This is a genomic window from Pseudomonas agarici (assembly GCF_001543125.1).
Lineage (GTDB): Bacteria > Pseudomonadota > Gammaproteobacteria > Pseudomonadales > Pseudomonadaceae > Aquipseudomonas > Aquipseudomonas agarici.
In genome coordinates this window covers 5,475,386-5,502,003 of sequence record NZ_CP014135.1, presented here as the reverse complement: position 1 = coordinate 5,502,003, position 26,618 = coordinate 5,475,386, and the positions used below count along the sequence as shown (strand labels likewise).

General features: G+C 54.0%; 11 protein-coding genes and 3 pseudogenes. 6 read left to right on the top strand and 8 right to left on the bottom strand.

Translation table 11 applies throughout. From position 1 onward, the window contains the following. Positions 1 to 2: 2 nt before the first annotated feature. Positions 3 to 446 (top strand): annotated as a pseudogene (locus AWM79_RS25470) (ribonucleotide-diphosphate reductase subunit beta); the annotation flags it as partial. Positions 447 to 577: 131 nt separating this feature from the next. Here the strand turns inward: AWM79_RS25470 and AWM79_RS23995 are convergent. The 3 genes from AWM79_RS23995 to AWM79_RS23985 form a co-directional block, all read right to left on the bottom strand. Beyond that, positions 578 to 1,465 carry a LysR family transcriptional regulator gene (locus tag AWM79_RS23995; protein ID WP_017134428.1) on the bottom strand — a complete coding sequence of 296 codons (888 nt, stop codon included), beginning with the start codon at positions 1,463 to 1,465 and terminating at the stop codon, positions 578 to 580. 8 nt (positions 1,466 to 1,473) lie between these two features. Further along, positions 1,474 to 2,160, bottom strand: a complete 687-nt coding sequence (locus AWM79_RS23990) for a cysteine hydrolase family protein (protein ID WP_060783919.1) — start codon at positions 2,158 to 2,160, stop codon at positions 1,474 to 1,476. A gap of 428 nt (positions 2,161 to 2,588) precedes the next feature. Beyond that, on the bottom strand, positions 2,589 to 3,632 hold the full coding sequence (locus AWM79_RS23985; RefSeq protein WP_060783918.1) for a hypothetical protein: 1,044 nt from the start codon (positions 3,630 to 3,632) through the stop codon (positions 2,589 to 2,591). A gap of 495 nt (positions 3,633 to 4,127) precedes the next feature. Between AWM79_RS23985 and AWM79_RS23980 the strand changes: the two genes are divergently transcribed. From AWM79_RS23980 to AWM79_RS25465, 5 genes are all read left to right on the top strand, one after another. After that, a complete protein-coding gene (locus AWM79_RS23980; RefSeq protein ID WP_060783917.1) occupies positions 4,128 to 5,324 on the top strand; it encodes a hypothetical protein in 1,197 nt (398 codons plus the stop codon). Positions 5,325 to 5,648: 324 nt separating this feature from the next. Further along, positions 5,649 to 8,066, top strand: coding sequence for a pentapeptide repeat-containing protein (locus AWM79_RS23975; protein ID WP_060783916.1), 2,418 nt, complete (start codon positions 5,649 to 5,651; stop codon positions 8,064 to 8,066). Positions 8,067 to 8,139: 73 nt separating this feature from the next. Further along, positions 8,140 to 11,409 (top strand): hypothetical protein, encoded by a 3,270-nt coding sequence (locus AWM79_RS23970; protein ID WP_244159605.1) that lies wholly within the window; start codon positions 8,140 to 8,142, stop codon positions 11,407 to 11,409. Positions 11,410 to 11,431: 22 nt separating this feature from the next. Beyond that, positions 11,432 to 13,030: a pentapeptide repeat-containing protein gene (locus tag AWM79_RS23965; protein WP_060783914.1), complete on the top strand. Its 1,599-nt coding sequence runs from the start codon at positions 11,432 to 11,434 to the stop codon at positions 13,028 to 13,030. Positions 13,031 to 13,202: 172 nt separating this feature from the next. Beyond that, a complete protein-coding gene (locus AWM79_RS25465) occupies positions 13,203 to 14,795 on the top strand; it encodes a pentapeptide repeat-containing protein (protein WP_060783913.1) in 1,593 nt (530 codons plus the stop codon). A 1,169-nt stretch (positions 14,796 to 15,964) separates the two neighbouring features. Here the strand turns inward: AWM79_RS25465 and AWM79_RS25835 are convergent. The 5 genes and pseudogenes from AWM79_RS25835 to AWM79_RS26210 all read right to left on the bottom strand — a co-directional run. Next, a pseudogene (locus AWM79_RS25835) lies at positions 15,965 to 16,102 on the bottom strand (group II intron reverse transcriptase/maturase); the annotation flags it as partial. 377 nt (positions 16,103 to 16,479) lie between these two features. Continuing rightward, entirely contained in the window at positions 16,480 to 17,064 is a 585-nt protein-coding gene (locus AWM79_RS23955) for a hypothetical protein (protein ID WP_017134419.1), read from the bottom strand. Between the two features lie 420 nt (positions 17,065 to 17,484). Continuing rightward, the gene (locus AWM79_RS23950; protein WP_156430151.1) at positions 17,485 to 18,306 is read right to left on the bottom strand and encodes a hypothetical protein; all 822 of its coding nucleotides are present in this window, start codon (positions 18,304 to 18,306) and stop codon (positions 17,485 to 17,487) included. After that, complete coding sequence (locus tag AWM79_RS23945; RefSeq protein WP_060783910.1) at positions 18,281 to 19,150, bottom strand: hypothetical protein; 870 nt, start codon at positions 19,148 to 19,150, stop codon at positions 18,281 to 18,283. The genes AWM79_RS23950 and AWM79_RS23945 overlap by 26 nt, the downstream gene beginning before the upstream one ends. Positions 19,151 to 19,445: 295 nt before the next feature. Beyond that, positions 19,446 to 26,444: pseudogene (locus tag AWM79_RS26210) on the bottom strand (amino acid adenylation domain-containing protein); the annotation flags it as partial. Positions 26,445 to 26,618: the final 174 nt, after the last annotated feature.

Below are 26,618 nucleotides of genomic sequence, written 5' to 3'. Positions count from 1 at the left end.
TCACCCAGATCCTGTCCATGGGGCGGCGCAACAAGATGACTGGCGTGGCCGAGCAGTTCCAGTACATCCTGCGCGACGAATCCATGCACTTGAATTTCGGCATCGACGTGATCAACCAGATCAAGATCGAAAACCCGCACCTGTGGGATGCCGAGATGAAGGAAGAAGCCACCCAGATGATCCTGCAGGGCACCCAACTGGAAATCGAATACGCCCGCGACACCATGCCACGCGGCGTACTGGGCATGAACGCGGCGATGATGGAAGACTACCTCAAGTTCATCGCCAACCGTCGCTTGAGCCAAATCGGCTTGAAGGAAGAATATCCGGGCACCACTAACCCGTTCCCCTGGATGAGCGAGATCATGGACTTGAAGAAAGAGAAGAACTTCTTCGAGACCCGCGTGATCGAGTATCAGACCGGTGGCGCGTTGAGCTGGGATTGATGTTGCCGTGTCCATTTGTCACTGTCGAACTTAACTCTAAAACTGCGACACCCTCGGACCAGTAAAGCAGTTGTATTTTCTTCGCAACTGCATACTGGGCATTAGCATAAAAATTTCTTGCTTTTTGCCCTTCAAGAATCGGACCGGTAATACTCAGCCATAAAATCTACAAACGCCCGAACCTTGGGAGGTAAATGGCGAGCATGAGGATAGACCGCATAGTAATGGCGTACACCAAGGGTATATTCCGGAAGAATTCTGACTAGCCTACCAACTTTTAGATCATCTTGAACGGTGGCCAATGTGAAGGACGCAATGCCCGCGCCGGCAAGCGCGGACGCGTGCAGCGCGGTGACGGTATCGGAACGAAATCCGTTGTCGTGAACAACGGTTATCGGTGGCCCCGTCTCGGACTCAAGCAACCACTGACGGGACGTTCCGTAGCTCAAAATCCGGTGATCACCTAATTCCGCAGTGCTACGCGGTAAACCGAACTTACCCACATAGGCGCCGGAAGCCACCAGTACCATCGGCGATACGCTCAACAAACGCGCGACCAGGCTACTATCGACCAAAGGCCCGCAAATGCGTAAGGCGACATCGAAGCGCCCAGCGATCAGATCGACTAATAGATCAGAGCAGGACAAATCAATTTGAATATCCGGAAAACGCTGCTGAAAAGCCGGTAACCAACTGGCCAGATCGAGTGTGCCAACAACCAGAGGTGCCGTGATACGCAGCACCCCTGAAGGTCGGTCTTGCTCATTGGTAACGGCTTGGGCCGCGGTATCGACGCGCTCAAGAATATCCACACAAGCGGCGTAATATTTTTCGCCAGCTGAGGTAAGACTTAGACGACGTGTATTTCGACTTATCAGGCGCACGCCCAATGTTTTCTCCAATTGTTGCAATTGACGCGACACCGAAGAATGACTGGTATCCATTCGTTGAGCCGCGGCCGAAAAGCCTTGGGATTCAACGATGCAACGAAAGGTGTACATAGCGAGTATCTGATTCATCGAATAATCTACCGCACTGGTAGTTTCAAGATCTTCGCGGTGGTCATCACGTCGCCAAAGGCATCTTCGACTGCCGCCAGTGCAGCGTCGTGCAACGAATCTTTGTCAACGGATTCGCCATTGGCACGAGTAATGGCGCGAGTAGCCGACGCATCGGAAGCAACCAGGACATGGTAACCCAACGGGGCAGCGTCACGCGCGGCGCCAGCGACACAAGCGTGAGTCATCAGGCCGCTGATAATCAGCGTATTAATTCCGGCTTTTTTCAAGCGGCTGTCCAGATCGGTACTGCCAAAAACACTGACGGTGGTCTTCTGAAGCAGGGTATCCTGGGCACGTGACTGCATGTCTGGATGGAGTTTAACCGTTTCGCCATCAAGGGCGAACACAGCGGAACCTGCCGGGGCAACGTGCTGGACACGATAGACCGGGATCTTGTTGTTATCGGCAAATTTTATCAACTCGCGGGTATTGGCCAGCGCCGCGAGGCCATCGAGAATCGGCATTTTGCCAGTGAAGTATTCGTTTTGGAAATCGATTACAACCAGAGCAGACTTTCCTGCCTCCAGTTGCCTGATCGGCTCCGCACCCGACATCGCCCGGATGGTCGGGTGATCGCTAGCAGAAGCGACGGTGTTAGCAACTATGCCAGAAAACGCACAAGCAGCCATCAGTCGACGGGTAAACCTTTGCATGAGTACTTCCTTCTTCAGTTGGATAAGTCAACGAAATACTAAGCAAATGACACCCGCTCGCACACAGGGCAGATTGTAGATGTCTTGTGCTGTTTATGCACAGATGCTGGCGTCGGCATTGAGGAGGCCGATAGTCATGCTGGATCGCCGCCATGGCCCCTCCTTCAACGCCCCGGTTCTGCTCGCGGACTCTGCATTCGAAATGCGCAGCCTGATCTGGAATCCACTGCGCGATGCCGCCATGTTCCGCCATGGGCGTCGCTCCACGGCGGAACTATCTCTGACTCGACACTTGTTGGCTCTATATACCTGCCGTCCTTCTGATCGGCGGACAGGACACCAGCGGAGCTCACGAAAACTGGCCGGTATCCTACCTCCCATGCCTGGTGGCGACTCACTGCAACCGGCGCCACAGCATTTACACGAATTTAAACACCCGAAAAATTCTTAATGAGAACATCGCCACCATCCAGTGCAAAGGGAGCAGCATCAGAACCCAATGGATTCGAATTTTTAATCGGCGAGGTTGACACAACCTCCATATCCTTCAAATTCACCCAAGCTCTGCTTATTTCCCTAACCTCAACTTTCTTAGCGTCCCTTTTTGCCGAAGTATAAAATACATAGGCGTTTGGATAATCAACCATCAAAGTAGATGGCGAGGACTTGATGTCATTATTAAATGATTTCAATTTATGTTTACTGATATATTTTCCAAAACCGTCTATTTTTGCGCATAACATTTCGCCCGTTTTTTCCTTTGAATGATAAAACACATAAAATGTGGTAAATCCACGGTCATCTCCCGTACTTAGGACACTAGGACTATGTTGCATCTCAATTTCAGAATAAACCTCCAAGGAGCTTTCATCAATTTTCATTTTTTCGAGGTCATCTATTCTCAAACTGCACATCAAATTTGACTTGTTTCTAAAAAATAACCGGCCAATATATTTTTTAGATTCGGGCTTATACCTTACAGATATAGAGGGATAGCCATCTAATTGAACATGATCCCTGGAAACTGTTACAGTGTTTAACGGCTCTATTTTTTCAGAATTATAATCAAAAGAATATTGCGACCAGGAAATCTGCCCCTTACTCTCCTGATAAAACAAGTGAAGATGCTCATTAGTTAAATACGGGATAACGCTTTCTTCTGAGGTTATACTCAGATCTACTCCCGCTATATTCCAGCGTAGATTTTGAAGATAAATCTTGCACCCTGTTATTCCGAGATAATTATTTGTCCTAAGCAACATGTAAATACTTTCGTTTTCCTTATCAAAAAAGGCGGTTGGATTGGCACCAAATGGATAGCTATCGTCCAACTGTTCAAATGGCTTGTATGTATCCGTTGTCGAAGGAGTCCAACCGGCTCCGTCCGGATAGCCTTTTTCAAAAACAGAGTAATCCGGCTTATTCACATCGAGCCGTTGCGATGACCGGAAAAATACATATTGATAGCCCATCAGCCATTTCCCCTGCGCAATATTTAAAATTTTTCATTTATTTTATGAACATGAAATACTTTCCATGCAAATATAATTTATAGGCGCTATCCAGATTTAAAAACTATTATTATTCATAGAAACATCAGCGAGGGTGCCGACGTTCGGCGTGAATCGGCTCGCCCGTAACGCTGTGAGGACGACCAGTATGATATCGATATTAAAGCTTCGACTCATTAAACAATGGAAAGCAGGTCAAACCGAAAAATGTAGCGCGCCAGAAAACTGATAAAAATCATAACTCACAGCAAAAAAGACAGTGCTAATTTTTATGCACAACATTCAAACAAAATATTTTTTGCGACTTCTATCCCCTCAACATAGTTATGCAGTTCAACCTAGACGAAAGCATCAGCTTTCCTCTCAAAACTGATATTGCAAAAATGCTAATGGGAGCAACCGGCTCATTGTGCGCAATACGGGACATGACGACCTCACCCAGAGGAAATTACAATAATGAAATATTATTCAGATCTGGCACGATATATATACCCGGTATTCCAATATTATGAATCAGCCAGGTTGTGCCCCGAAATCGTCCCTCTCAGGGACTCAGCCGATGCGGACCTGCTTCGTGTCTACCAAAGAATTACAGAATACGTAGCTGATCAAAAAGTGACTTTTAAATTTAGTGCCTCACCATTTTTCAACGCACTGTCAACGTTGGACGAAACACTAAATAAACTCTGGCATCGTGATTATATCTATGCATCCGACAATCTGATAGATGCGATAAAACAGGCGAATATAGTCATAGGAAAACAGCAAAAATACTTCGTCGGCCCCACATCAAAAAATATAATAAAAAGCTCAAAAGCCGGCGTTACCGCCATTGATAATATGCGAAAACTGATGGATATAAACGACTTGGAGTCATCCATCAACGACATTTACGCCAAGCTCAAGTCACTGAGAATCAGGACTATGGCTGACTTAACCCCATTGCAAAACGAATTGAACAGGCTGAGCCTCTCATTTAGTGACGACGATAGCTTTGACACCATGCAGACAGCGCTTAAAACTTACACACAAGCTATTGAAACGGAAGAAAGGAATTTAGCCTCTGCAGAAAAATCGTTGATAAATGGTTCATTACTGCTGACTGGAGCGGCAGTTGCAGGAGGATTGGTTTATTGCTTAATCAGTTATGGAAAAACAGCGCTTACTGCTGGCGCTTATGTTCCGGTCGCACTCGCCTGTACTGCAGCCACGATAAACGCCGGCATGGATGTGTACAATGTAGTAACGGCGGTGGATACACTAAACACAGCAGTAGCCAACTACAATGATTTCGTTAGAAACATTGCTAACGAACCTTTTATTTTGTATATAGCAATCAATGGATGGCTTGAAACAGCAAATCGGGTAATCAGGAATCTCGATAGATTTAAAGATCTGCTAGATGTCTACATCAGCTACTTTAATGAAAACTCAGAATCTGTTGAAAGCTATATGAACAGCGTCAACAAGCTTATTACAGCCAGGGAAGAAAAATGGCTCTCGGCAGCTGACATCAAGTCTTTGGAAAACAGCTTTGCCAACATTAAAAATAATTTTAAATTCGACAACTTGAAGATAACATACACTATTACCAAAGACAGCATGGTATGTTTTAAGGTATTGGCCGCAAAGGAATATCACACATTGACATAATCGCCAGCGAGTCTGTTGCAAATGGCAATGACTGACCCTCTCTGGAAATTATCATGTACGCATGGAGATAAGTAAAAAACTATTGACACAAGGAAATCATAAGCGATTTTATGCCATGACCAACAATTTACTTGGCAAGTGCATCTAGTAAGCGACCGTAAATATCTAGACGAACAAAATTGAGCGAGACGCTTACAAAGCATTCCTCAATAGGGCTTTGAATATAGATGCCGCATAACTAATATCGAGCACACACAATCGTCTATTCAGCAATTAAAGAAGACCTACTTATCCGTTCACCACTATTTCGGAGGTTCTTCCACCATGCGCGGACATCCGTATGAAGCGTTCTTCTTATACCTCTGTACCAAGCGCACGACCGCGTTGCTAATAGTCACATTGCTGATGACCCTGTTGTTCACCACCACGGCTTCCGCCGCGCAGACGATTGCCGAGATGGTACCGTGTCCGGCAACTAGTGGCACTTCTTATGCGGGCAAAAATCTGACCAACTACAACTTCAGCAGCCTGCCCGCTGGGTCGCTCATAGGCGCGGACTTCACCAATACCACTCTCAAGGGCGCGATATTTGCCGATCAGGATCTCACCGGAGCCAGTTTCCGAGGTGCGGACTTAGGTCTTAGCGACAAGGGTAACGTGGTCTTCTCCGGCGCGACACTGACCAATACCTGCTTTATCGGTGCACTGATGAACAAAACCGATTTCAGCTATGCCAACCTCAACTGCACTGACTTCTCCTACGTCGGGCTGGTGCAAGCCCAATTCGGTCCCAGGCAGAAAATTTTCGCCAACCCCTATTGCCGAACAAAATTCGTCGGCAGCGTCATCGACATCAACGCTATCACCCCGGACAATTGGGGCCGTGTTGACTTCACCAACGCCAGTTTCCGGAATCTCAACCCAGACGATTTTTCGCTGGCCGGCCAGAACCTCACCGGCGCAATGCTGGCAGGCACCGACCTCACTAATATCGATTTCAACGGGGCCAATCTGACCCTGGTCGACTTCACCGGCACCACGCTTAATTATGCCCAATTGACCGCCACCGCGCTCAATGGCGCTAAACTGGTCAATGCGCAATTGCATGATGCCAAACTCGACTGCGCACTGCTCTCTGGCACTTCCGGCCAGCTCGACACTTACGGTACGCCTTGTCCGGCGGTGCCGGGCACAACCGCTCCCGACGCTATCGCAGACCTCACGAACGCCAATCTGAAGTCAGCTATCCTCAACAAAGCAGTATTCGATAAAGTGAAACTGACGGGTGCCAACCTGGTGGGCGTCAGTGCGATTCAGGCCACCTTTCGCAAAGCCTTTCTGGAGGCAACCGGCGAGCTTCCGGCGGCTAGCATAGCCGGTGCCAATCTCACCAAGGCCAACTTCCAGAACGCGCACATCAATAACGTCACTTTCAACAACTCCGTCCTCACCGATGCTCGATTCGACCAGGGCACGACGTTGAATGGTACCGACTTTTCGGGCTCCATCATGCCGGGCACTACCTTTGACGGTGCCGTGCTAGAGAGCGTGAACTTCAGTTCGACGATTCTTCAAAACGCGCAATTCACCGACGCCACGATCAAGGCCACGCCCAATGGCGGCTCGACAGTCAACTTCTTTTGCTCGCAGCTGGGCGGCAGCAACTTCAAGAACGCGACGGTAACGGACAGCAACTTCCAAGCCGCTGTGATGCCGTCAGGCGTGATACCGAAAGGCGCGTGTTGCCCTCAACCAGGTGGCAAGACCTGGTGCGGTAACGTCGACATCACTCAGCAGGCCTATGGCGATGTCGACTATCCGGTGCTAAAGGCCCCGGTCACCTGCCCCAATGGCGATTTTGCCCAATGCAGTGGGACGCAATGGACAATCGACGAATGGCGGACCAATCTGTGCACCGCCAACCACGGCACCCAAACGGTTTGGTCCAAGCCCGACTGTGACAAGCCAATGGGCGAGCAGGTAAAGTTCAACGATGCCAACCTGAAGGCCTGCATCTTAGGCATGTTTTCAGAGAAATTGTCATCGATCAGCATCACTACTGCCGCGACGGTGCCGGAGATCAGTTGCCCAGGCAACGGCATCACCGATCTGACCGGCCTGGAGCACTTCACCGGACTGACCAGACTGAACCTGAGTGACAACCAGATTACCCAGTTCCAGTTCAAAGAGCCGTTCAAACAGCTCAAGACACTCAATCTGAGCAATAACCAACTCACCACGCTGGACGTCACGGAGCTGGCTAACCTGGTCAACCTGGACGTATCCAACAACCAGCTACAGTCCATCATTGGCTTGGTGAATCTGGATCCGGTCGTGTTGGATCTTTCCTCCAACCATTTCACCAGTTTCGACCTGGCAATCCTCGACAGCGTTGTCTTTGCCGACTTGTCGAATAATCACCTTACCAGCGTACTCGACGGTTACAACAAAGACCTGTCGCGACTCACCTCGCTGGCTTATCTGGACCTTTCCTACAACTCAATCATCACCCTCGGCGATGCCAAGTCGATCGCGCAAAGCGGTTCGCTGACGTCGCTCTACCTGGCCTGCAATCCGACGTTCGACTGCGCCAGCCTCGATCTCACAGGCACATCTACCGCCTTGCAGACCAGCCAGTGTGCATTGTTCAACCCGCAAAAAACGCAATGGATTACGCAACCGAATCCTTCATGCGCCACCTTGGAGCCGAGGCGTTACCCCATAGAGCGCTCACACCAATAGCCAGCGAGCACGTTATGTCTCGTCCGGCATTGCAGTCCTTCGGCTCGCCCCCTGACTCCCATGGAGAGAAGTCATGCATACAGAAGAAACGAAAATATGGATGAAGGCCATCTATCATGCCGACCTGCGCGATGCGCTCGCCAATGAGGATTATTGGCTTCAGGCAGGCGGGCGCCGGTATCCGTTGATTGCCCATACCGACGAGACACGTGCCATGGCCAAGGCCAGCAACGCCCGGTTGACGGCCACGCCGGACGAATGCCTTACTCACTACACGCGTGACGTCGTCGACCTACCGGCCAACTGCGTTGTACGAGTCCACATCAAGCACACACTGCGCACGCGGCCCCAAGCCAAGAGTCAGGTGGGGCTGGGCAACGTCGCCATCCATGTGCCGCCACCGCAAGCGCTTAGCGGTGCACACGCCACTGCCGAAACGGCCTTCCACACTACTATCGACTACCCGTCCACCGCCAAGGCGCTGATATTTCACCATCCGGACCTGATCAACGCCGATCCGGCGCTGACAGCAACCATCTACAACTATATGGACAACGACCAAGCCATCAGTGACCAATTTCAGACACTTGCGCTTGAGATGCGGCAGATGGGCGCGCCTGGCGAGGAGTCGGGCTGGGCCACCCTGGTGCCATTTACGCCGCCAAAGAGTGCAGGGAAAGGCTGCGACGGTCACACCACCTACTACATATCGCAGCCCACAGAGCAAATCGTCATCTCCGCCGGTGCGGTGGCCACAGCCTTGATGAAGGCCACCAAGAATGACATGACACTGAAAAATAAGAAGTGGACCCTGCAGCCGGGCACATCGGTACAGGATTGCGCGACCGAGGAACAGACGATGCGGCTGGCGGTCCGGATTGACCTCGATCAGGCGGACGATTGGCAGGCAACGCTAGGCAGCACCGGCACCGCGTATGGCTTGCAGACCTCGATACAGGTGTTGGACTCAGCCCGGCGCCAGCTTCGGTTGACGATGAGCAACACCTATGTTCGTTACCTGGGGGCCTACATCCGATTCTTCGACGCCAAGGGTAACGCCATCAGCGTAGCGGATTGGAAAATCGATAATCCTGACATGACCTACAATGCGCTGCGAGGCCTGAACATCGACTACGACGACCTGCGCTGGCTCGGCTATATAGGACCGGTGAACAACGTAATGGCCGTGCCGATCCTATCCGATCCGGGTGTGCTGCAAGTCACCCTGACCTTTCCCGAGGACGCGGTAAGCGCCGCGATCTATGGCTCTGGTTTAGGCACAGGCTCCGACGCATGGCCGAAGTCGCCTATTGTGGGCGGCGTCATGACCGGCTGCGTTAATCTCGCCGTGCCTGCGTTCATGCTCGGCTTTGCCACGGCGATGCAGGCCTGCAAGCCGCTGTATCACTTTGTCAACGGGCTGATGTCGGACGCCAAGTTCCTCAGCGCGGTGATCGGCGGCGGATTAGCCTACTATGGCACGCAATTCGGCACGAGTGCCGCCAATAAGCAAATGAACTGGCATGCCTTCTCTTCACTGGCGAAAGTGCTGTTCGATCCGGCCGCCACCAAACTCCTGGCATGGATCGAGGCTGAAATGGTGGGTGAGGAACTGGTCGACGAGATCCCCTTCGCAGGCTGGATCATCGCCGCCATCAATGTCGTCACCGGCATCGCCCAGATAGCTGAGACGATCGTGGAAGTGGCCACCTCGCCGTGGAACATTGCGAACTCGATTTCGACCTCGATCACCACCACGGTGAAGGTCCACCCCGACCCTCGACACCAGGCATTTCCACAGCCTCCGGCAGGCAGTAAGGCCAGTCTGAAGGTTAAAGTCATCTATCAAAACCAGTTGCGGGCGACCGTGATAGCTACCGTACCGGTGCCCACGAGTACCCCTCCCATATTGGCCGCGGTTTTCCCAAACAACACACTGGGCGGCCAAGTTAAGTTCGAAGCCGATTACTACATCGACACCTGGCTGGCTGGCAAAGCGACCACGGGTGTGGTGAACAACGATGAGGCCGACGCCAGCGATATTGAGATGTTCCTGGTGCAATATCCGGTGCCGCTGAGCGAAAAATCGGTCTATGAACATAGCGCCTTGCTGACGTATCAGAACGCTACTTACGTTTGGCAATCCACAGGCAAGGCACCCACGGCCACGATCACCGACGCCAACACCAGCAGCGATGGCAATGCAATTTCCATCTGGTCCGGGCTCACCTTGAGCCAGCGCTACGGCGCAGTGGGTACGGCCTGGAAGGCAGCTGGCATGGGTATCACTTCCTTGTCCAGTGGACTGGGTGGCCAATTATTCGCCATGCAGAACACCAATATCCCAGGCACACCGATGGACGACCTGCAATTTCCGGCCTACGGCCTGGACGCGCAGACCCTGTTGGTCTATGACCCCTATCCTCCCAAGTTCTTGATGCAGGATGGCAACTGGATACTCGGTCCAGACGGTCATCCACTACCGGACCCAAATGACCAGCCTTTGGGTGAGTATTACGTCGACCCGCGCAAGGCCAACAACGATCCCTTAAAGGACGGCGGCTTCCACCTACGCAAGGTCACGCTGTCGTCACCGACTCCGTTCGACATGGGTAACAACCTACTCAGCTACGGCCGCTTCCAACTCCAGCCCGACTCCATCGCGCTACACCCCTCAGGTTTCGTCATCGCCGTGAGTACGCAACCTGCGAAAATTCAGATAGGCCAATTGGTCCCGGCCGGGGCGGCCGACGCGGACGTACCAATGGCCCGCATCCATGCCGGTCTGGCGCGAACGGTCGACCGGCCGGGGCTGCTGTTCCATCCCGTGGCAGTGAGTTGCGCTTACGACGGCACAGTGCTGGTGCTGGAAGACACCAAGTCTTTCGATGACCAGGGCGTGGTCCTCGCCCGCGTGCAGGCTTTCGACCTCAATGGCAATCCGGTGAGCCGCTTTTTTGACGGAGGGGGCTTACCCACTTCGTTCCTGAACCTGTCCACCACGGGCGACAACACCTACTTGGACATCTGCGCGATCGGCGATCAGCACATGACCTACCTCTACATCCTGTACTACGCGGGGGACGGTTCACAGGTCAGCGACTACCACATGGCCATCTATCAATATGGCACGTCGGCACCGACCACCAATCCACTGGTGACTACCGATGGCTTGGCGGCTGCTCGTCTGGCAGTTGATATGTGGCATACGCTCTACGCGCTGAACTACGCGATGGTGACTGACGGCCAGGGCAAACCAGCAGGCCCGAAGAACGCGACCACGGGTCCTAACGGCCGCACTGTACCCTCGATCAGTGAATGGCTGCCGCCGGTTCCCCAATGATCTGACACTTCTGGAGATCACCATGGTCGACAAACGTAGACAGGCAATGCACGGTCTCGCCCTGGCCCTGACCTCGTTCACCGCCGCTGCGCTCTCCGAGTCGCCAGCGCAGGCGCCGACATCCTGCGGTGGTTCGCCTCTGACCTGTCCATTCAGCACCCTCACCGGCGTCGACTGGTCGGGTCGGGACCTGACCAATGCCAACCTGCAAGGTGCCGACCTCACCCAGGCCAACCTCAGCGGTGCGAACCTCAGCGGCGCCGAACTCGCCGGTGCCAAGCTCATCAACGCCAACCTGAGCAACGCCATACTTAAGCGGAGCGGCAAGGGCGATGCCGACCTTTCCGGCGCCAATCTCCAGGGCGCCAATTTGACCGGCGCGAAGATAGACGGCACTGACCTGGAATACACCGATCTGGGGGGGGCGGATTTCTCCACCACCGACCTTAGCCGGGCACGCCTCGGACCGACGCTCCACACGGGCCTTTACGCCGGGCGCAAGACGCTCTTGCGCAACACCCTCCTGCCCGCCAACCTGGCGCTGGATCCTGCTACCAGCGACAGCACCGACGCACGCTTCGCCACTGTGGCGGACCCAGCGGTAACGAAGACAACCTGGGAGGTCGATTGCGGCTCGTCGGATCTCAGCCAACTGACCAACGTGGTCTACGTCACCCCTGCCGGTATTGACAGCAACAGCTGCGGCACGTCGCTGGAGGCGGCCTGCGCCACAATCGAACAGGCCCTCGGCAACTGTCAGGCGAGCGGCTGCGGCGTGCTGGTCGGCTACGGCGAGTATCAGCAAACCACCTCGCTGGCGGTGCGCGACGGCGTCAATCTCTACGGAGGTTGTGTGCGCACGGACCAGAGCAGCGACGGTCTGCGCTCGTTGATCAAGGCGCCGCCAAACGGTGTGCCGGCCATGACGGCGACCTACATCGACTCGGCCACACAGGTAGAGAATTTCAAAATATTTGCCAGCCCTGCGACGTCGACGGGGGGCGCGGCGAGCATCGCCTTGCAGGTCAAATACAGTGAGCAACTCGCCATCGTCAACTCGGAAATCTACGCGGCGCCCGGGTCTCCTGGCGACAAAGGTTGCGACAGCTGCAAGACAGATAGCAGCGGCGTAGCACTATGCAGCGGCTTGGGTTTGCCCTCGTTGGACATGCTGGGGAGCTTCACCGATACCCTCTGGAGCGGCAGTCGCGGTGGGGATGGCCGTGCGGGTTACGACGTTCACCGCTATATCAGCCGAGGCGGTGGCGGTGGGCAGCAGGGGGGCGGTTCATTTGCCGTGCTCCTGACCAATACCGCGGTTCATATCGGCAACAGTCGCATCGTCGGCGCAAGCGGTGGAAAAGGCGGGGACGGCGGCAACGGCGCAACCAACCCTTTGCACAATACGGGTAGCGGCGCGGGCGGTAATGGCGGGCCGACCGTGGGCTTGGCCTCAGCCGGCAATGTCCAACTCTCTACCGACCCAGATGTCGTGTTTTACCTTGGCAGCCACGGGCCTGGAGGCAGTGCCGGCACTATCCAAGGTAAATATTATGATGCCCTCTGTGTGGCCCGAGGCGAAGGTACTCCTGGGTGGGCCTATGAGCAGAAGGGATTTTGAGGGGAAACAACCAGGCAGAGCGAGTGGTTAAAGACTCTTTTGTACCGATGACCAGGGCCATTCGACTGCCCCGAATAACGCGACGAGAGGCCCGATGACCGCGCCGTATTCTCGATCAGTCGCTGGCTTGCGACGACTCCTCAACAACGATACGCCACATCAGGAGATCACCATGGCCCTCAAACTTCAACCGGCAATGCACGGTCTGCTCCTGGCGCTGACATCATTCGCCGCCGCTGCACTCTCCGCATCGCCAGCGCCGGCACCCTGCGGCGGTTCGCCGCTGACCTGTCCATTCAGCACCCTCACCGGTGTCGACTGGTCGGGTCGAGACCTGACCAATGCCAACTTGTTGGGTGCCGATCTCACCAATGCCAACCTCAGCGGCGCGAACCTCAGTGGCGCCGAACTCGCCGGTGCCAATCTCACCAATGTTAACCTGAGCAACGCCATACTTAAGCCAAGCGGCAAGGGCTATGCCGACCTCTCAAGGGCCAATCTCCAGGGGGCCAATTTGACCGGCGCAAAGATGGACGGCACCGACCTGGAATACACCGACCTAGGGGGAACGGATTTCTCCGCCACCGACCTTAGCCGGGTGCGCTTCGGACCGACGTTACACACGGGCCTTTACGCCGGACGCAAGACCCTCTTGCGTAACAGCCTTCTGCCCGCCAACCTGGCGCTGGATCCTGCTACCAGCGATATCACCGACGCGCGCTTTGCCGCCGTGGTGACCCCAACGGTAACGAAGGCAGCCTGGGAGGCCGACTGCGGCTCGTCGGATCTCAGCCAACTGACCAGCGCGGTCTACGTCACCCCCGCCGGCACTGACAGCGACAGTTGCGGCGCGTCGCTGGAGGCGGCCTGCGCCACGATCGAACAGGCCCTCGGCAACTGTCAGGCGAGCGGCTGCGGCGTACTGGTCGGCTACGGCGAGTATCAACAAACCACCTCGCTGACGGTGCGTGACGGCGTCAGTCTCTACGGAGGCTGTGTGCGCACAGGCCAGGCCAGCGACGGCCTGCGTTCCTTAATCAAGGCGCCGCCAAACGGTGTGTCGGCCATAACGGCCATCAATATCAAATCGGCCACGCAGATAGAGAACTTCAAAATATTTGCCAGCCCCGGGGCGTCGACGGGTGGTGCGGCGAGCGTCGCCTTGCAGGTCAAATACAGTGAGCAACTCGCCATCGTCAATTCGGAAATCTACGCGGCGCCTGGCGCCACTGGCGACAAAGGTTGCGACGGTTGCAATATAGGTAACAATGACCAACCAATGTGCGGTGGCATGGGCTTGCCCTCGGTGGACATGATAGGGAGCTTTACTAGTACCCTTTGGAGCGGGAGCCGTGGTGGGGGCGGCCGTGCGGGTTACAACGGTTATCGCGGTGTCAGCGGAGGCGGTGGCGGTGGGCAGCAGGGGGGCGGTTCATTTGCCGTGATTCTGGCCAATACCGCCGTTCATATGAGCAGCAGCCGTATCGTCGGCGCAATCGGCGGAACAGGCGGCAACGGCGGCAACGGCGCAACCAACCCTTTGCACAATACGGGTAGCGGTGCGGGGGGTAATGGTGGGCTGACCGTGGGCGTAGTCTCAATCGGCAATGTGCAGTTCTCTGCCGACCCAGATGTCGTATTTTACTTTGGCGGCCATGGGCCTGGAGGCATTGCCGGCATTTTCCAAGGTGAGTCTTATGATGCCCACTGCGTGGGAGTGGCCGAAGGTAGTCTTGGGTGGACCTATGACCAGAAGGGATTCTGAAGGGAAACAACCAAGCAGAGCGAGTGGTTCAGAGTTTTTTGTACCAATGACCAGGGCCATCCGACTGGCCCGAAGAACGCGATAAGCAAATTTCGATCAACCCCAGATTCGAGCCGCATTGTAACATGCACATAAGCTTTGACGTGCCGAATTCATATTGACCCCTTGATCGCATTGGATTATTTAGCATCATTCACCGAAAACATATAAAGCCAACTGGATTTATCGATTTCATCTATAAAACTTAACAACCAGAGTGACGAATTCATTCGATTAAGCCGAAACACACTCTACCAACTTATAATAATAGTCAACCTATTCGACGTGTTTGAGTCATTATCCTTCTACGACGTCGCCGGCTTATGTATTCCAAAACCAGTATGTCATCGGTGTGGCTCTAATCGAAATTTCGGAAACTCAACCAGTCAGGATTTTTCACGAGGCATTTAGAGGTGGGGTATGGGTACAATTTCTCGACACCTCTAAATTCTGACCGCATAGCTGCCCCTTTTTCTTCATATGTTCCCTAATTCCTTCGATCACATCTTTTCGATAGGATCGGTTGTAATATTGCGGAATGGCATTAGCAATTATTTTAAACGCTCCACATGAATAAAATATTGTAGAAAGAGCGACAGGGTCACACATGGCACCGATAGACAAATGGTGTTCATAGCGAGAAGTAAAGTTTATATAGAGCCATCACTCAAATTAGCGACAATATCTTGACAAAACCGACATCACACCCATGATCAACGGATGATAAATTACTCCCACCATCCTTTTTTTATTGTCAAAGATTTTATTTTTAAGCTCTCTTCCTTTAACTTTGGCATTTTTTATTGGTATCAATGGAAGCTTGGATAAGTTGCTTTATATCGTCATAATAAAATGAACTGATTTTCTTATCGACATACTCGATTGACAGGTAAATTCTCTCTGGACACTCTACATCTAAAGCACTGAAATCATTTGCGATATTTTTTAGCCTATCAAAAGCTTTAAATAGGTCAACTAAATTCAGTAGTTATGATAAATAAAATTTTTATCTATTACTTTTACTAGTTATCTAATCTATTTCAGAGTTTTGAAGAATTCTGCCTCAGTGCTTTCAAAGGCTGTCCCACCTACACCCTCGCTCCACCGCACTCTTACCCTCGTCCACGCCTAAGTAGAGACTGCAAAATTTGCAGTAGCGCTTGTCGGATCAAACGGTTGGTAACCGTGGGAATACTCAACTCGCGTTCGCTGCCATCAGGCTGAGGAATGACCACGCGTCGTACCGGACTGGGACGATAGGTTGCGCTTCACTTCGTTCGCTGTGGTCAGCTTACGGTCGGACGTTCACTTACCAGATTGCGCCTATGCTGGGCGCACCGAAAAAAGGCAAGCCTTTCGGGCCTGCCTGTATAATTGGAGCAAGGACTTAGTTACACTACAGCAACGTTGCATATGATATCCACAGCCCCTCAGATAGTGGGTACTAAATCAATATCTACCTCCTTCAAAATTTTGTCATAACGTCGATCTATTATTTCGTCTGTATTTCTATGTCCCTTGCCGCCTCAAGCCACTCTCTGGAGTAGTACCCAAGAGCTCTTTCTGACGAGTCTCATAAGCGTTGCCACACCGAATAGCTTCGTCGCTCTTGAGTTGGTCGAACATCACTTCAGTTGCCAGAAAACTAAAACCAACCACTGATAAATCCAACAACTTTATTGAAGGTATCCTTAATCTTGCTGAACACCTCACCAACCCACTTCATGATATTTTTTGCCAAATCCATGATAAAAGTTTTGACTGTATTCAGAACCTCATTGAATTTACCACCGAAGGCCTCCATAAAACCAACGACAGCACTGGCGCTTTCTGGATGATTCTCAATTTCAACAATAGCTTCGTCATACATTTTATCGATATGCTCTTCAGCATTTTTTTTATCTTTTTCTCTAAGTTTATCCAGCTTCTTCTTATACTCATCGACATTTGATGAACCACTATTTTTAAACTCCGTTGTAGCTACTGTAAGCCCACGCTGAGAATCTTCGGCATGTGCTCCGCCTTTACCCTTGGCCGAGGCTTGCAAAAGTACCACGGAAGGTTCTGTTAGCTCTTTTTGCCCTCCCTTGATTGCAGAAGCATGTAGACTCCTAAGATGTTCTGAAGGCGTTGTTTTTGTAGCACTTTCCTCACGAACACATTTCTTATGATGAGCACGCATTTCATTAAGCAGCTCGATATACGAATTTATTGTTGCAGCAGTCATCATGACACTCCTTTAATATGATCGGGGCATTCATTATGCCTCACCTGGAAGGTTATATAACCATCCCACCTAAATAACTATTATATTTAACAGTTTATTAACGCAAAAAATAAAACAAGCAATTACGGTGAAGTTTTTAGACTGTTTTTTTATTTAAACCGAATACAAAAAAACCAATGACAATAACCTCCGAGAGGAGGAGTGTCGGACTTTTATTAAATATGGAATGAGCTGTACAACGATGGTAGCTAAAAATAATTGCTAATGATAGGCGGCCTTATCGAACGGCAACGGAGGCTTTCGCTTGCCTCGTCGCCCCGGCCAGATGGGTGTTTAAATCACTATAGAAAGTAGAGGTTTCATTGTATTGCACAATAAGAAAACTGAAAACAATCGGAGATATAGAGTTAGTCCCAGCCACCTCTAGAGGCTAAAATCCACCCCAGCAAAGCTATCGTCTTTTGGGCCTAGTTCTTTTTTTATTTTACTCTTGACCTCCCGCCACTCTTCCAGGTCAAGCTTCAAACTAAAGCCATTCAGTATAACATTAGTCTTTGTATGGTTATATTCCACAAACAAAAAGTCAAAACTTTTTATTTCAGTTGACAGATACATCATTATATAAGCTATTCGAATACTGCCATCGGTATACTTTATTGCGTTTGAGATATCTGTATGAATACCTTCGTTATTCCCCTTCTCTATTCTCTTCTTCCAAAATGTATCGGTTAGTCGAAACGCGTCTGGAGCATAGTTTTTAGGTTGCTCTTTGATAAAATTCTTAAATTCAGTCGCCAGTGGATCGTCATTGTCCAAAAAGGCATCACACGCTTCAGAAGCCACGGCATTCATGATGTTAGTTTTTGATTTATATGTCTTGTTAATCAAATCCACTTGCGCCGCTTCAATCTTGCACCAAGACAGGTTATATATTTCATTATTAATTATATTATAATAGCCATAGCTGAGTACTCCCTTGGGGGTTCCCCAGATATCTTGGGTCAAGGTATATTTTGCTTTTTCATGGGATTTATATTGAATATAGGCGAGGGTCAACTCGATCATCTCGCGCTCTTCCTCAGTCAGCGCTTTGGCGTACAACAAGCAGCTTTTTACTGTGGAGAGTGTATCCTTTTTTGCAGAATTCATTTGGTTTATCTCATGGTGAATGCAAGGCAAGCCTGAATTTGCTTGCCCTGAAGATTCTGCGCAGTTACGATTAGAAACTGAAATCAACGGCGTCAAGCAATCCCTTCCAATCAGGGTTCGACTTCGAAAGTTTTTCTTTAATTATGCGCGCCCAATCGCCGTCCTCCCACATGCCCTCACGGTATGCCACCCCAAAAGCGGCGGAATAATATTGGTTTGTTTTGTGGGCTTTGCTGATCAGGAATTTTTTCCAAGAGTTATCTTTATAGTTTGACCCACTAAATCCGTAACTCCAGGCAAGTCCACCATTATGAGACCATACGGGTGAAATATCGAATATAGTTTCCCCCTTTAGTTCATTATGCTCCCCCCAGCAATTATCCAATATCTTCTTGACGTCTTCTTTAACTTCCTTCTCCCCCGTCAACTTGCTTAGAACCTCCTTGAAAGGATTTCCAATGTCCGATGCGACTTTACTGGCGATATCGAGCATGCAGTCCGCGACTGGAACACCATATTCGAGAGAGTCAGAATCAAGAAATTCAGTCCTGGCGGTGAAAACCGAGCAAAAAGGATAATTTGCTACTGCACGGAATGCAATATCCATATATTCTTTAGATGCCAGGTTTTTAGGCTGTAACAAATCCTTGTCGTCCCATCCATCTTTTCGTGCAAAACTTCGAGTGGTCTGGTCCAGTACAATCCCACAATACTCTATCATGGTGGCTTGTTTTTCGCTTACCACAGGGGCAACAACTGTTCTGTCGTTAATTCTGATAATTTTTGCAACCTTCTCTTCTTCCTTAAGTTGCAAAGGATTTAGCTTGCGATAATTTTGCTCCAGGGTAAGCATATCCAAATCGCTGAAGGTCTTTTTTAACTTGTCCGCTTTATCTATAAGCTCATAAATATCTTTTTCGGTTAAGATGAGACTTTTCATATTCGATGTCCTTGGCGCCGTAAGTTAAATACCATCTCGATTTTTCTGTTTGATCGCAGACTAATACACTCTCTCGATTATAGTACTATCATTTTTTATGGTTTTTTGTCGGTTGCCTTGGTCATTCTGCTTATTTATGGAACTTTAGAAATCACCCCAGCCGGTTAACTAAATTTTGAGTGCCGTGGTCATTCGAATTGAAAAACTTGATAGTATCAGCGGCAGGCGGCTGAAAAACGCCGAGTGAAGTGTTCGGAAAAATTTGACCAAAACACTTCACCTTCATCCGCCGAAACTATCCCTTCAACACTTCGCTGATCAGCGCCCCCACCTGGTCGGCATGCCGCTTGATGATCGTTTCGTGGTCGCCTGGAACCGACATCAAGACCATTGCCGAGGGCGCCAGCAGTTGCTCCCAGCCCAAGTAGCGAGACGGCTCTGCATGTCCCTCCAACGGTGTCAGTGCGGTGTCCTGTGCAATGAACAAGTGCAGCCTGGCATCCAGCGCCCGAGGCCGCCAGGCATGCATGGCTTTGCCGTGGCCCAGCATGCGGTAGAGGAACTGGCGGTTTTCCTGTGGCGTGTCATGGGCCAGATGCCATAAGTCTTTGCCCGCGCGCTTGTACTTTTCAAGGGCCTCGACTATGTCCTCGACCACCTCCTCCACTGTTCGCCGGATGGATATTTCGATCAGGTCCGGCTCGTGCTCGGCAAAGTTATTTGTCACGAAAGCATGGAGCGTCACCAAGCTGGCGTGATGGGTGCTGTCTTGCCTGTCAAGGGGCGCCAAGGTGGTGTCGAACAGTCCGAGGAACTCTATCGACTCACCCGCTTCCCGCAACTGCGTGGCCATTTCATAAGCGATCAAACCGCCAAAGGACCAACCGGCAATCCGATATGGACCTTGGTGCTGGATTTGGCGAACAACGGCGACGAAACGTGCGGCGATCTCAACTAAATCCTCCAGAGGTTCGGCTGACAATGGCAGCGCAGGCAAGCCATAAACCGGCACATCGGCGTCGATGTGTCCGGCAAGATGCTCGAAGTACCAGGCGTAACCTTGCAATGTGTGCGTAAGGAACAGTGGCCGCTGGCGGCCCTCGCGGTTGAAGGCTTGCACCGACGCCTGATCGCTCGGGACACCTGCCTGCGAATTCAGCAGAGCCGCCAGCCTGGCGACGCTGCGGGTGTCGAAGAGGCTACGTACCGACAAATCCACCGCCAACGCCTCGCGGATGCGCACGACCAATTGCGACGCCATCAGCGAGTGGCCGCCCAACGCGAAGAAATTATCGTGGCGCCCGATCCGATCGACCTCCAGCACCTGCGCCCAGATCGCCGCCAGCGCACTCTCCAGTTCGCCTTGCGGAGCATCGTCCGTGTGTTCCATGCCGGTCAGCGCATTCAATGGCATTGTACGCAACGCCAAGCGATCCAGTTTTCCGTTGGCTAGCATCGGTAAAGCCGACAACGGCACCAAACGGCTGGGCACCATGGCCCCAGGTAACCGCTGCGCGAGCCAATGGTGCAGCTCATTGTGGTCGATCGGAGCGCCGTCGCTGATATAGAAGCCGATCAATTGATCGTGCTCACCGCCGACGCGACGCGCCACCGCGGCGACTTTCCTCAGCCCTGGATAGCTGCCCAGCGCCAGTTCAACCGCGTTCAGTTCAACCCGCTGGCCACGCACCTTGATCTGGAAATCCTCACGCCCCAGGTGCATGAGTTGGCCATCGGCCAACCACATGCCGATATCGCCGGTCATCAACGCACGTGCGCCGGATGGCAATACGATGAAACGCTCGGGGCTCGATGCCGGCGGGTTCCAGTACCCAGGACCGACATTGGCGCCTTCGACGAAAATTGCGCCCACGGCGCCTACCGGCACCGGATTGAACTGCTCGTCGAGCACCTGCACTTGCACGTTGGCAATCGGGCGGCCCGCCGGCATCACCGCACCGAGGCCCGCCAAGTCTTCGCCTTCACTGTAGGTGATGTCGTTGAGTTCGGTGCAACCGTAATTGTTGTACAGCCGTGCCCGAGGCAGCAAACGGGCAAAACGGGCCTTGACCTGACGGCTCAGCGGCTCACCGGCGGTCACCACATGGCGCAACCTACCCAACTGCGCCGCGTGATCGAGCAGTGCATTGAGGTGCGAAGGCACCAGGTTCAGCCTCGTTACCCGATACTCACGCAACGCTGTGGCGAAAGCAGCGGCGTCCTGGACGGTATGGTCGGCAACAATAACTTGAGGCACCCCCACCAGCAGCCCACAAAGCATCTCCTTGATCGACGGCACAAACGACATGGAGGTCTTCTGTGCAACCACTTCGTCCGGCGCAAACGGTGTGCGCGCCCACAAGGCCTGTAAGCCATTAAGCAGTTGCCGGTGCTCCACCAGCACGCCCTTTGGCTGCCCCGTGGAGCCCGAGGTGTAGGCGATGTAGGCCGGATCATCAGGCTGATTGTCGCGCACCACAACGGTTGCGTTGGCGTGTTGATCGACATCGCGATCCAGGTGCAACAGCGGTAGCTGGATGGGCGCCAGCCCAGCCGCGAGGTCGGAAGTGGTCAGCACCCATGCCGGCATCGCCGCCTCGAGGATGCGCTGCACATAGGAGGCCGGGTAACCCGGATCAATCGGCACGTAGGTGCCGCCCAACTTGAACACCGCCAGCACGCAAGCCAGAAAATCGGCCGAGCGCGGCTGATAGAGGGCAATCCGCGCGCCAGGGGCAATACCCTGGGATTGCAACGCCGCGACGACTGCGTTGCAGCGTTGGTCCAGCCCGGCAAAAGTGATTTCTTGGCCGTTATCAAGACAGGCTATGGCGTCGGGGCGCCGCGACACCTGCTGGGCGAACAGTGCCGTTACCGAGGTTTGCTCAAACACTTGGGTCGTGTCGTTACTGCGTGCGATCAATGCGTGTTCGCTTGGGGTGAGGGCCAACAAGCTGGCCACTTTAAGCCATGGCGAGTGAATCAGCCGATCCAGCATTTCGAGCCAGATCGACACCATCAGTTCCACCTGGGCCGGGCTAAAGCGCAGGCTGTCGAAGCTGGCGACGATGTCCAACTGGCGGGCATCGCCGAACACCTCCAGATCCAGATCCGCCTGAGCAGGACGATCGGCTTCGATGGGCCATTCGCTGACGGTCATCTGGTCGCCCCAAGCCTGAGTGTCGATGCCTGGGAAGTTTTGATGGCGCAACATGACTGGCAAGGGTGAACGACCGTCGGCCTGACGCAACCGGGGCGCCACCGCGAGCATCTGCTCGAACGGCAATGCCTGATGCTCCAGTGCCTGAAGCACCACCGCATGGACCTGATCGAGCACATCGGCGATCAACGATTGGCCGTCCAGCCGCACCCGCAACGGTAGAATGTTGACGAAGAAGCCAATCAATGGGTCCAACACCGGATCGTCGCGACCGGCCACCGTGGTACCGGTACACACATCCGTGTATCCGGTTTGACGATGAACCAATAGCGTCCATCCGGCGAGCAGTACGCTGAACAGACTGGTGCCGCGCTGCTGGCTAAACTGCGCGAGGCCCTTAGCGAGGTCCTCGCTCACTCGCCGCCGCACGACGCCGGCAGGCCCTGGCGTGACGCTGGCCGGGGTGCCCGGCACCGCGAGATCGATCGGATCGGCCTGGCCGTCCAGGGCAGTGCGCCAATAATCCAGATGCTGGGTCAGGTCCTGACGGCGCTGCCAGTGTGCATAATCGGCGTGCTGGATGGTCAGCGGCGCCAGTTGCGCTTGCGCGCCGGCCAGGTGCGCGGCATACAGCGCCCGCAGGTCGCGCACCAGCACCGACGTGGACCAGCCATCGCAGACAATATGGTGAATCACGATGGACAGTACGTGGCGCTGCGGTGCGAGACGCAACACCTCGGCCCGTATCAAGCGCCCCTGGCGCAGATCGAACTCAACGCCAGCATGCGCCTGTAGGGCTTGCGTCAAATACTGTGGCGTGACAGGCGACACTGCTAGCCTGAGGGCGCAGGAGGCCTCGATGCATTGCGCAGGCACATCGTCGCCGTCGGCCAGCAGAAATCGAGTGCGCAACGGTTCATGCCGTGCCACCAGAGCGTCGAACGCGCTCTGCAACGCATCGAGGGACAAGACGCCTTCTAGCAACAAGGCTCCGTGCCAATTGTATGCACGTCCACCATCCCTGGCCTGAATCAGCCATAAACGCTCTTGGACGAAGGACAATGGCAAAGGAATGTCACGAGGCTGTGCAACCACTGGCGAGCGAGCCACCCCGCAGGCGCTTGCCACTTGCGCGGCGAACTCCTTCAGGCTGCGCGACTCGAACAGTGCACGTAGCGCCGGTTGATCGCCAAACTGCTGGCGTACCGATCCTGCGACACGCATGGCCAGCAGGGAGTCGCCGCCCAGTTCGAAGAAATTGTCATGACGGCTCACCGCCTCGACAGTCAGCAACCGCGACCAGATCTGCGCCAGTGCCACTTCGATTTCGCCCTGCGCCGGTTCATACCGTGCTCGGACCAGGGCGCTGTCATCCGGGGCCGGCAAGGCGCTACGCTTGAGCTTGCCGTTAGCCGTCAGCGGCAAATCGGGCAGATGCACGAACGCCGAAGGCACCATATGCGCGGGAAGATTCGATGCCGCCCGTGCGCGCAGGCTTTCGTTGAGCCCTCGGGTGCCGGTGTAGTAAGCCACCAGCCGCTGGCTACCCGGCGTATCCTCCCGAGCAACTACCACCACTTCAGCGACACCGTCCACGGCAGACAGCGTGCCTTCGATTTCCCCCAACTCAATGCGAAAACCACGAATCTTTACCTGATCGTCATTGCGACCCAGGTACTCGATCTCGCCATTGGCCAGCCGGCGCCCGAGGTCGCCGGTCTTGTACAGGCGTGCGGGAACGTGACTGAACGGGTCGTCGAGAAAGCGCTCGGCCGTCAGCTGCGGACGGTTGAGATATCCGCGTGCCACGCCCGCGCCTCCGACATACAGCTCGCCGACCACGCCGAGCGGCACCGGCTCAAGCCAGGCGTCCAGCAGGTAAAGTCGCAAATCATCGAGCGCTATGCCAATGGGGCTCGCGCCGATGTACCGGGTATCGGCTTCGGTCAACGCACGGTAGGTCACATGCACGGTGGTTTCGGTAATGCCGTACATGTTGACCAATTGCGTGGCGCCATTGCGTGGCCGGGCGTACCAGGGCTTCAGGCTGGCGACCTCCAGCGCTTCGCCACCCAAAATCACCTGGCGTAAGTAATGGCTTTGCGGGCTTTCGCCCTGCGCGGTGATTAACTGGCGAAACGCACTCGGCGTCTGATTGAGCACAGTCACTCGCTCATCACACAGCAGCGCGTAGCACGCTTGAGCTGAGCGACGGGTCAACGGTGGAATCACCAGCAGTCGGCCGCCATGCAGCCATGCGCCCCAGATCTCCCAGACCGAGAAGTCAAAGGCGAAAGAATGAAACAGCGCCCAAGTGTCCTCGCCATTGAAGCCGAACCGGCTGGCCGTGGCATCGAACAGCCGGGTCACGTTGCGGTGCTCGACCATGACGCCTTTTGGCTGGCCGGTCGAGCCCGAGGTGTAGATCACATACGCCAATCGCGCTGCGTGCGCCCCTGGCACACACGGGTTATGCCGGGGTCCACCCTCGCCCTGGGCAATATCCAGTTGGGTGATCGCCAATGGCCCAAGCACCTCTCTAGTGGCTGGCGTCACCAACACCGCCAACGGCTGACTGTCACCCAGCATGTAGGCCAATCGCTCGGCGGGGTAGCCGGGATCCAGCGGCACATAGCCGGCGCCGGATTTGAGGATGCCAAGCACGCCGACCATCATTTCAAGACTTGGCTCCACGCAAATCGCCACCCGGTCGTCGGGCTTGACCCCTTGGGCGATCAAGTCATGGGCCACGTGGTTGGCTCGCGCGTTCAACTCAGCGTAGGTCAGTGATTGCCCCGCGAACGTGACGGCGAAAGCATTCGGCGAGCGTTCGGCTTGCATTTCGAACAATTGGTGCAGAGTGTTTAACGGCGGGTAGTCGGTGCGCAACGCATTGCAATCATCCAGCAGCTTCATCCGTTCCTGCGCCGGCAGCACCTGCAAGGCGCAGACGGGCATTGCCGAGGCGGACTCCAGTGCCTCATTGATGTGCTCCAGTGCGGTCAGCATGTAACCGCAGACGCGCTCGCCATCGATGCCCGCCACTGCCTGAACGGTCAAGCTGAAGGCTTCGCCGAGGTCGTCCACGGCCATAGTCAACGGGTAGTTAGTGCGCTCACGGCCCCCCAAGTGCTCGATATCGTCGCCTAGACGCTGATTCTTTTGTGCCTGAGGCGCATCCGCGCTGTAGCGGTAGTTGAACAGCGTCGTAAACAACGGGGCTGGGGCGGTCACTGCACTGCAACGCTGGGCCAGCGAGAGTGGCGCGTGTTCATGGACCAGCAACTGCACCAAGCGATCATGGGTCTGGCGCAGGCTAGCGGCGGTGTCCAGACGACCGATATCGACGCGCAGCGGCAAAGTGTTGATAAACAACCCAAGCACCCGGTCGGCGGCCTCGCCGCCTTGCAGACGGCCAAACAGCACGGTGGCGAACACTACGCTGTCGCGTCCCGTGGTCTTGGCCAGCACCAGCGCCCACGCCAGGTGCATCACACTGGCCGCACTGACGCCGTGACGCCGTGCCTGGCTGCGCAAGCGGCGCGATAATGTGTCAGGCACCAGGTGCTGGACCTCAAGCGCGTCGTGACCATCGCCGTTGATGTCCAGCACATCGAAAGGCGCGGTCGGCTCGTCGATATCACCGAGCATTTCCCGGAAAAAAAACTCATGCGCCGCCCTGCTTTCGGCCAGGCAGGTCTGGGCGATGAAGTTCCGAAACGGCGCCGGCGTGGGCAAGCAATCGGCGCGGCCCTGTTCGATGGCCCGCGCCTCCTCAAGCACCAGATCAAGACTGGTGTGATCCAGTACCAGATGGTGGAACACGATATTCAACAGCCAGCGGTCATTGGCCTGATCGTGACCGAGCGAACAATTCAGCAACGGCGGCCGGGTGATGTCGATCCGTTGGGGCGGCTTTTGCTCCGGCGCAGTCACCTCGAAGGTGTTCACCATCAGTTGCGCTTTACGGTGAACCACTTGCACTGCCTGTTCCAGGCCATGCCAGACAAAACCGGTGCGCAGGATTTCGTGACGGTCGATGACCTGTTGCAAGGCCTCGATGAAGCGCTGCACCGCCGATCGTGTCCTGAACCCCAGCGCACCGCTCAGCACGTAGGGGTCGCGCTCCTGCTCGATCAGGTGATGGAACAGGATACCTTCCTGCAACGGCGCCAGCGGATAGATGTCTTGTACATTGGCTGCACCGCCGGGCACTTGGGCGACGAGGGTATCGAGTGCCGCTTGATCGACGGTCACCAACGGCAACATGTCCGGAACGATGCGCTCGGCATTCCTCGGAATCCTATT

Bases quoted from the DNA above. Each gene is read 5' to 3' on its own strand.
- AWM79_RS23995 (WP_017134428.1), bottom strand. From the start codon at position 1,465: ATGAATCAGATACTCGCTATGTACACCTTTCGTTGCATCGTTGAATCC.
- AWM79_RS23990 (WP_060783919.1), bottom strand. From the start codon at position 2,160: ATGCAAAGGTTTACCCGTCGACTGATGGCTGCTTGTGCGTTTTCTGGC.
- AWM79_RS23985 (WP_060783918.1), bottom strand. From the start codon at position 3,632: ATGGGCTATCAATATGTATTTTTCCGGTCATCGCAACGGCTCGATGTG.
- AWM79_RS23980 (WP_060783917.1), top strand. From the start codon at position 4,128: ATGAAATATTATTCAGATCTGGCACGATATATATACCCGGTATTCCAA.
- AWM79_RS23975 (WP_060783916.1), top strand. From the start codon at position 5,649: ATGCGCGGACATCCGTATGAAGCGTTCTTCTTATACCTCTGTACCAAG.
- AWM79_RS23970 (WP_244159605.1), top strand. From the start codon at position 8,140: ATGCATACAGAAGAAACGAAAATATGGATGAAGGCCATCTATCATGCC.
- AWM79_RS23965 (WP_060783914.1), top strand. From the start codon at position 11,432: ATGGTCGACAAACGTAGACAGGCAATGCACGGTCTCGCCCTGGCCCTG.
- AWM79_RS25465 (WP_060783913.1), top strand. From the start codon at position 13,203: ATGGCCCTCAAACTTCAACCGGCAATGCACGGTCTGCTCCTGGCGCTG.
- AWM79_RS23955 (WP_017134419.1), bottom strand. From the start codon at position 17,064: ATGATGACTGCTGCAACAATAAATTCGTATATCGAGCTGCTTAATGAA.
- AWM79_RS23945 (WP_060783910.1), bottom strand. From the start codon at position 19,150: ATGAAAAGTCTCATCTTAACCGAAAAAGATATTTATGAGCTTATAGAT.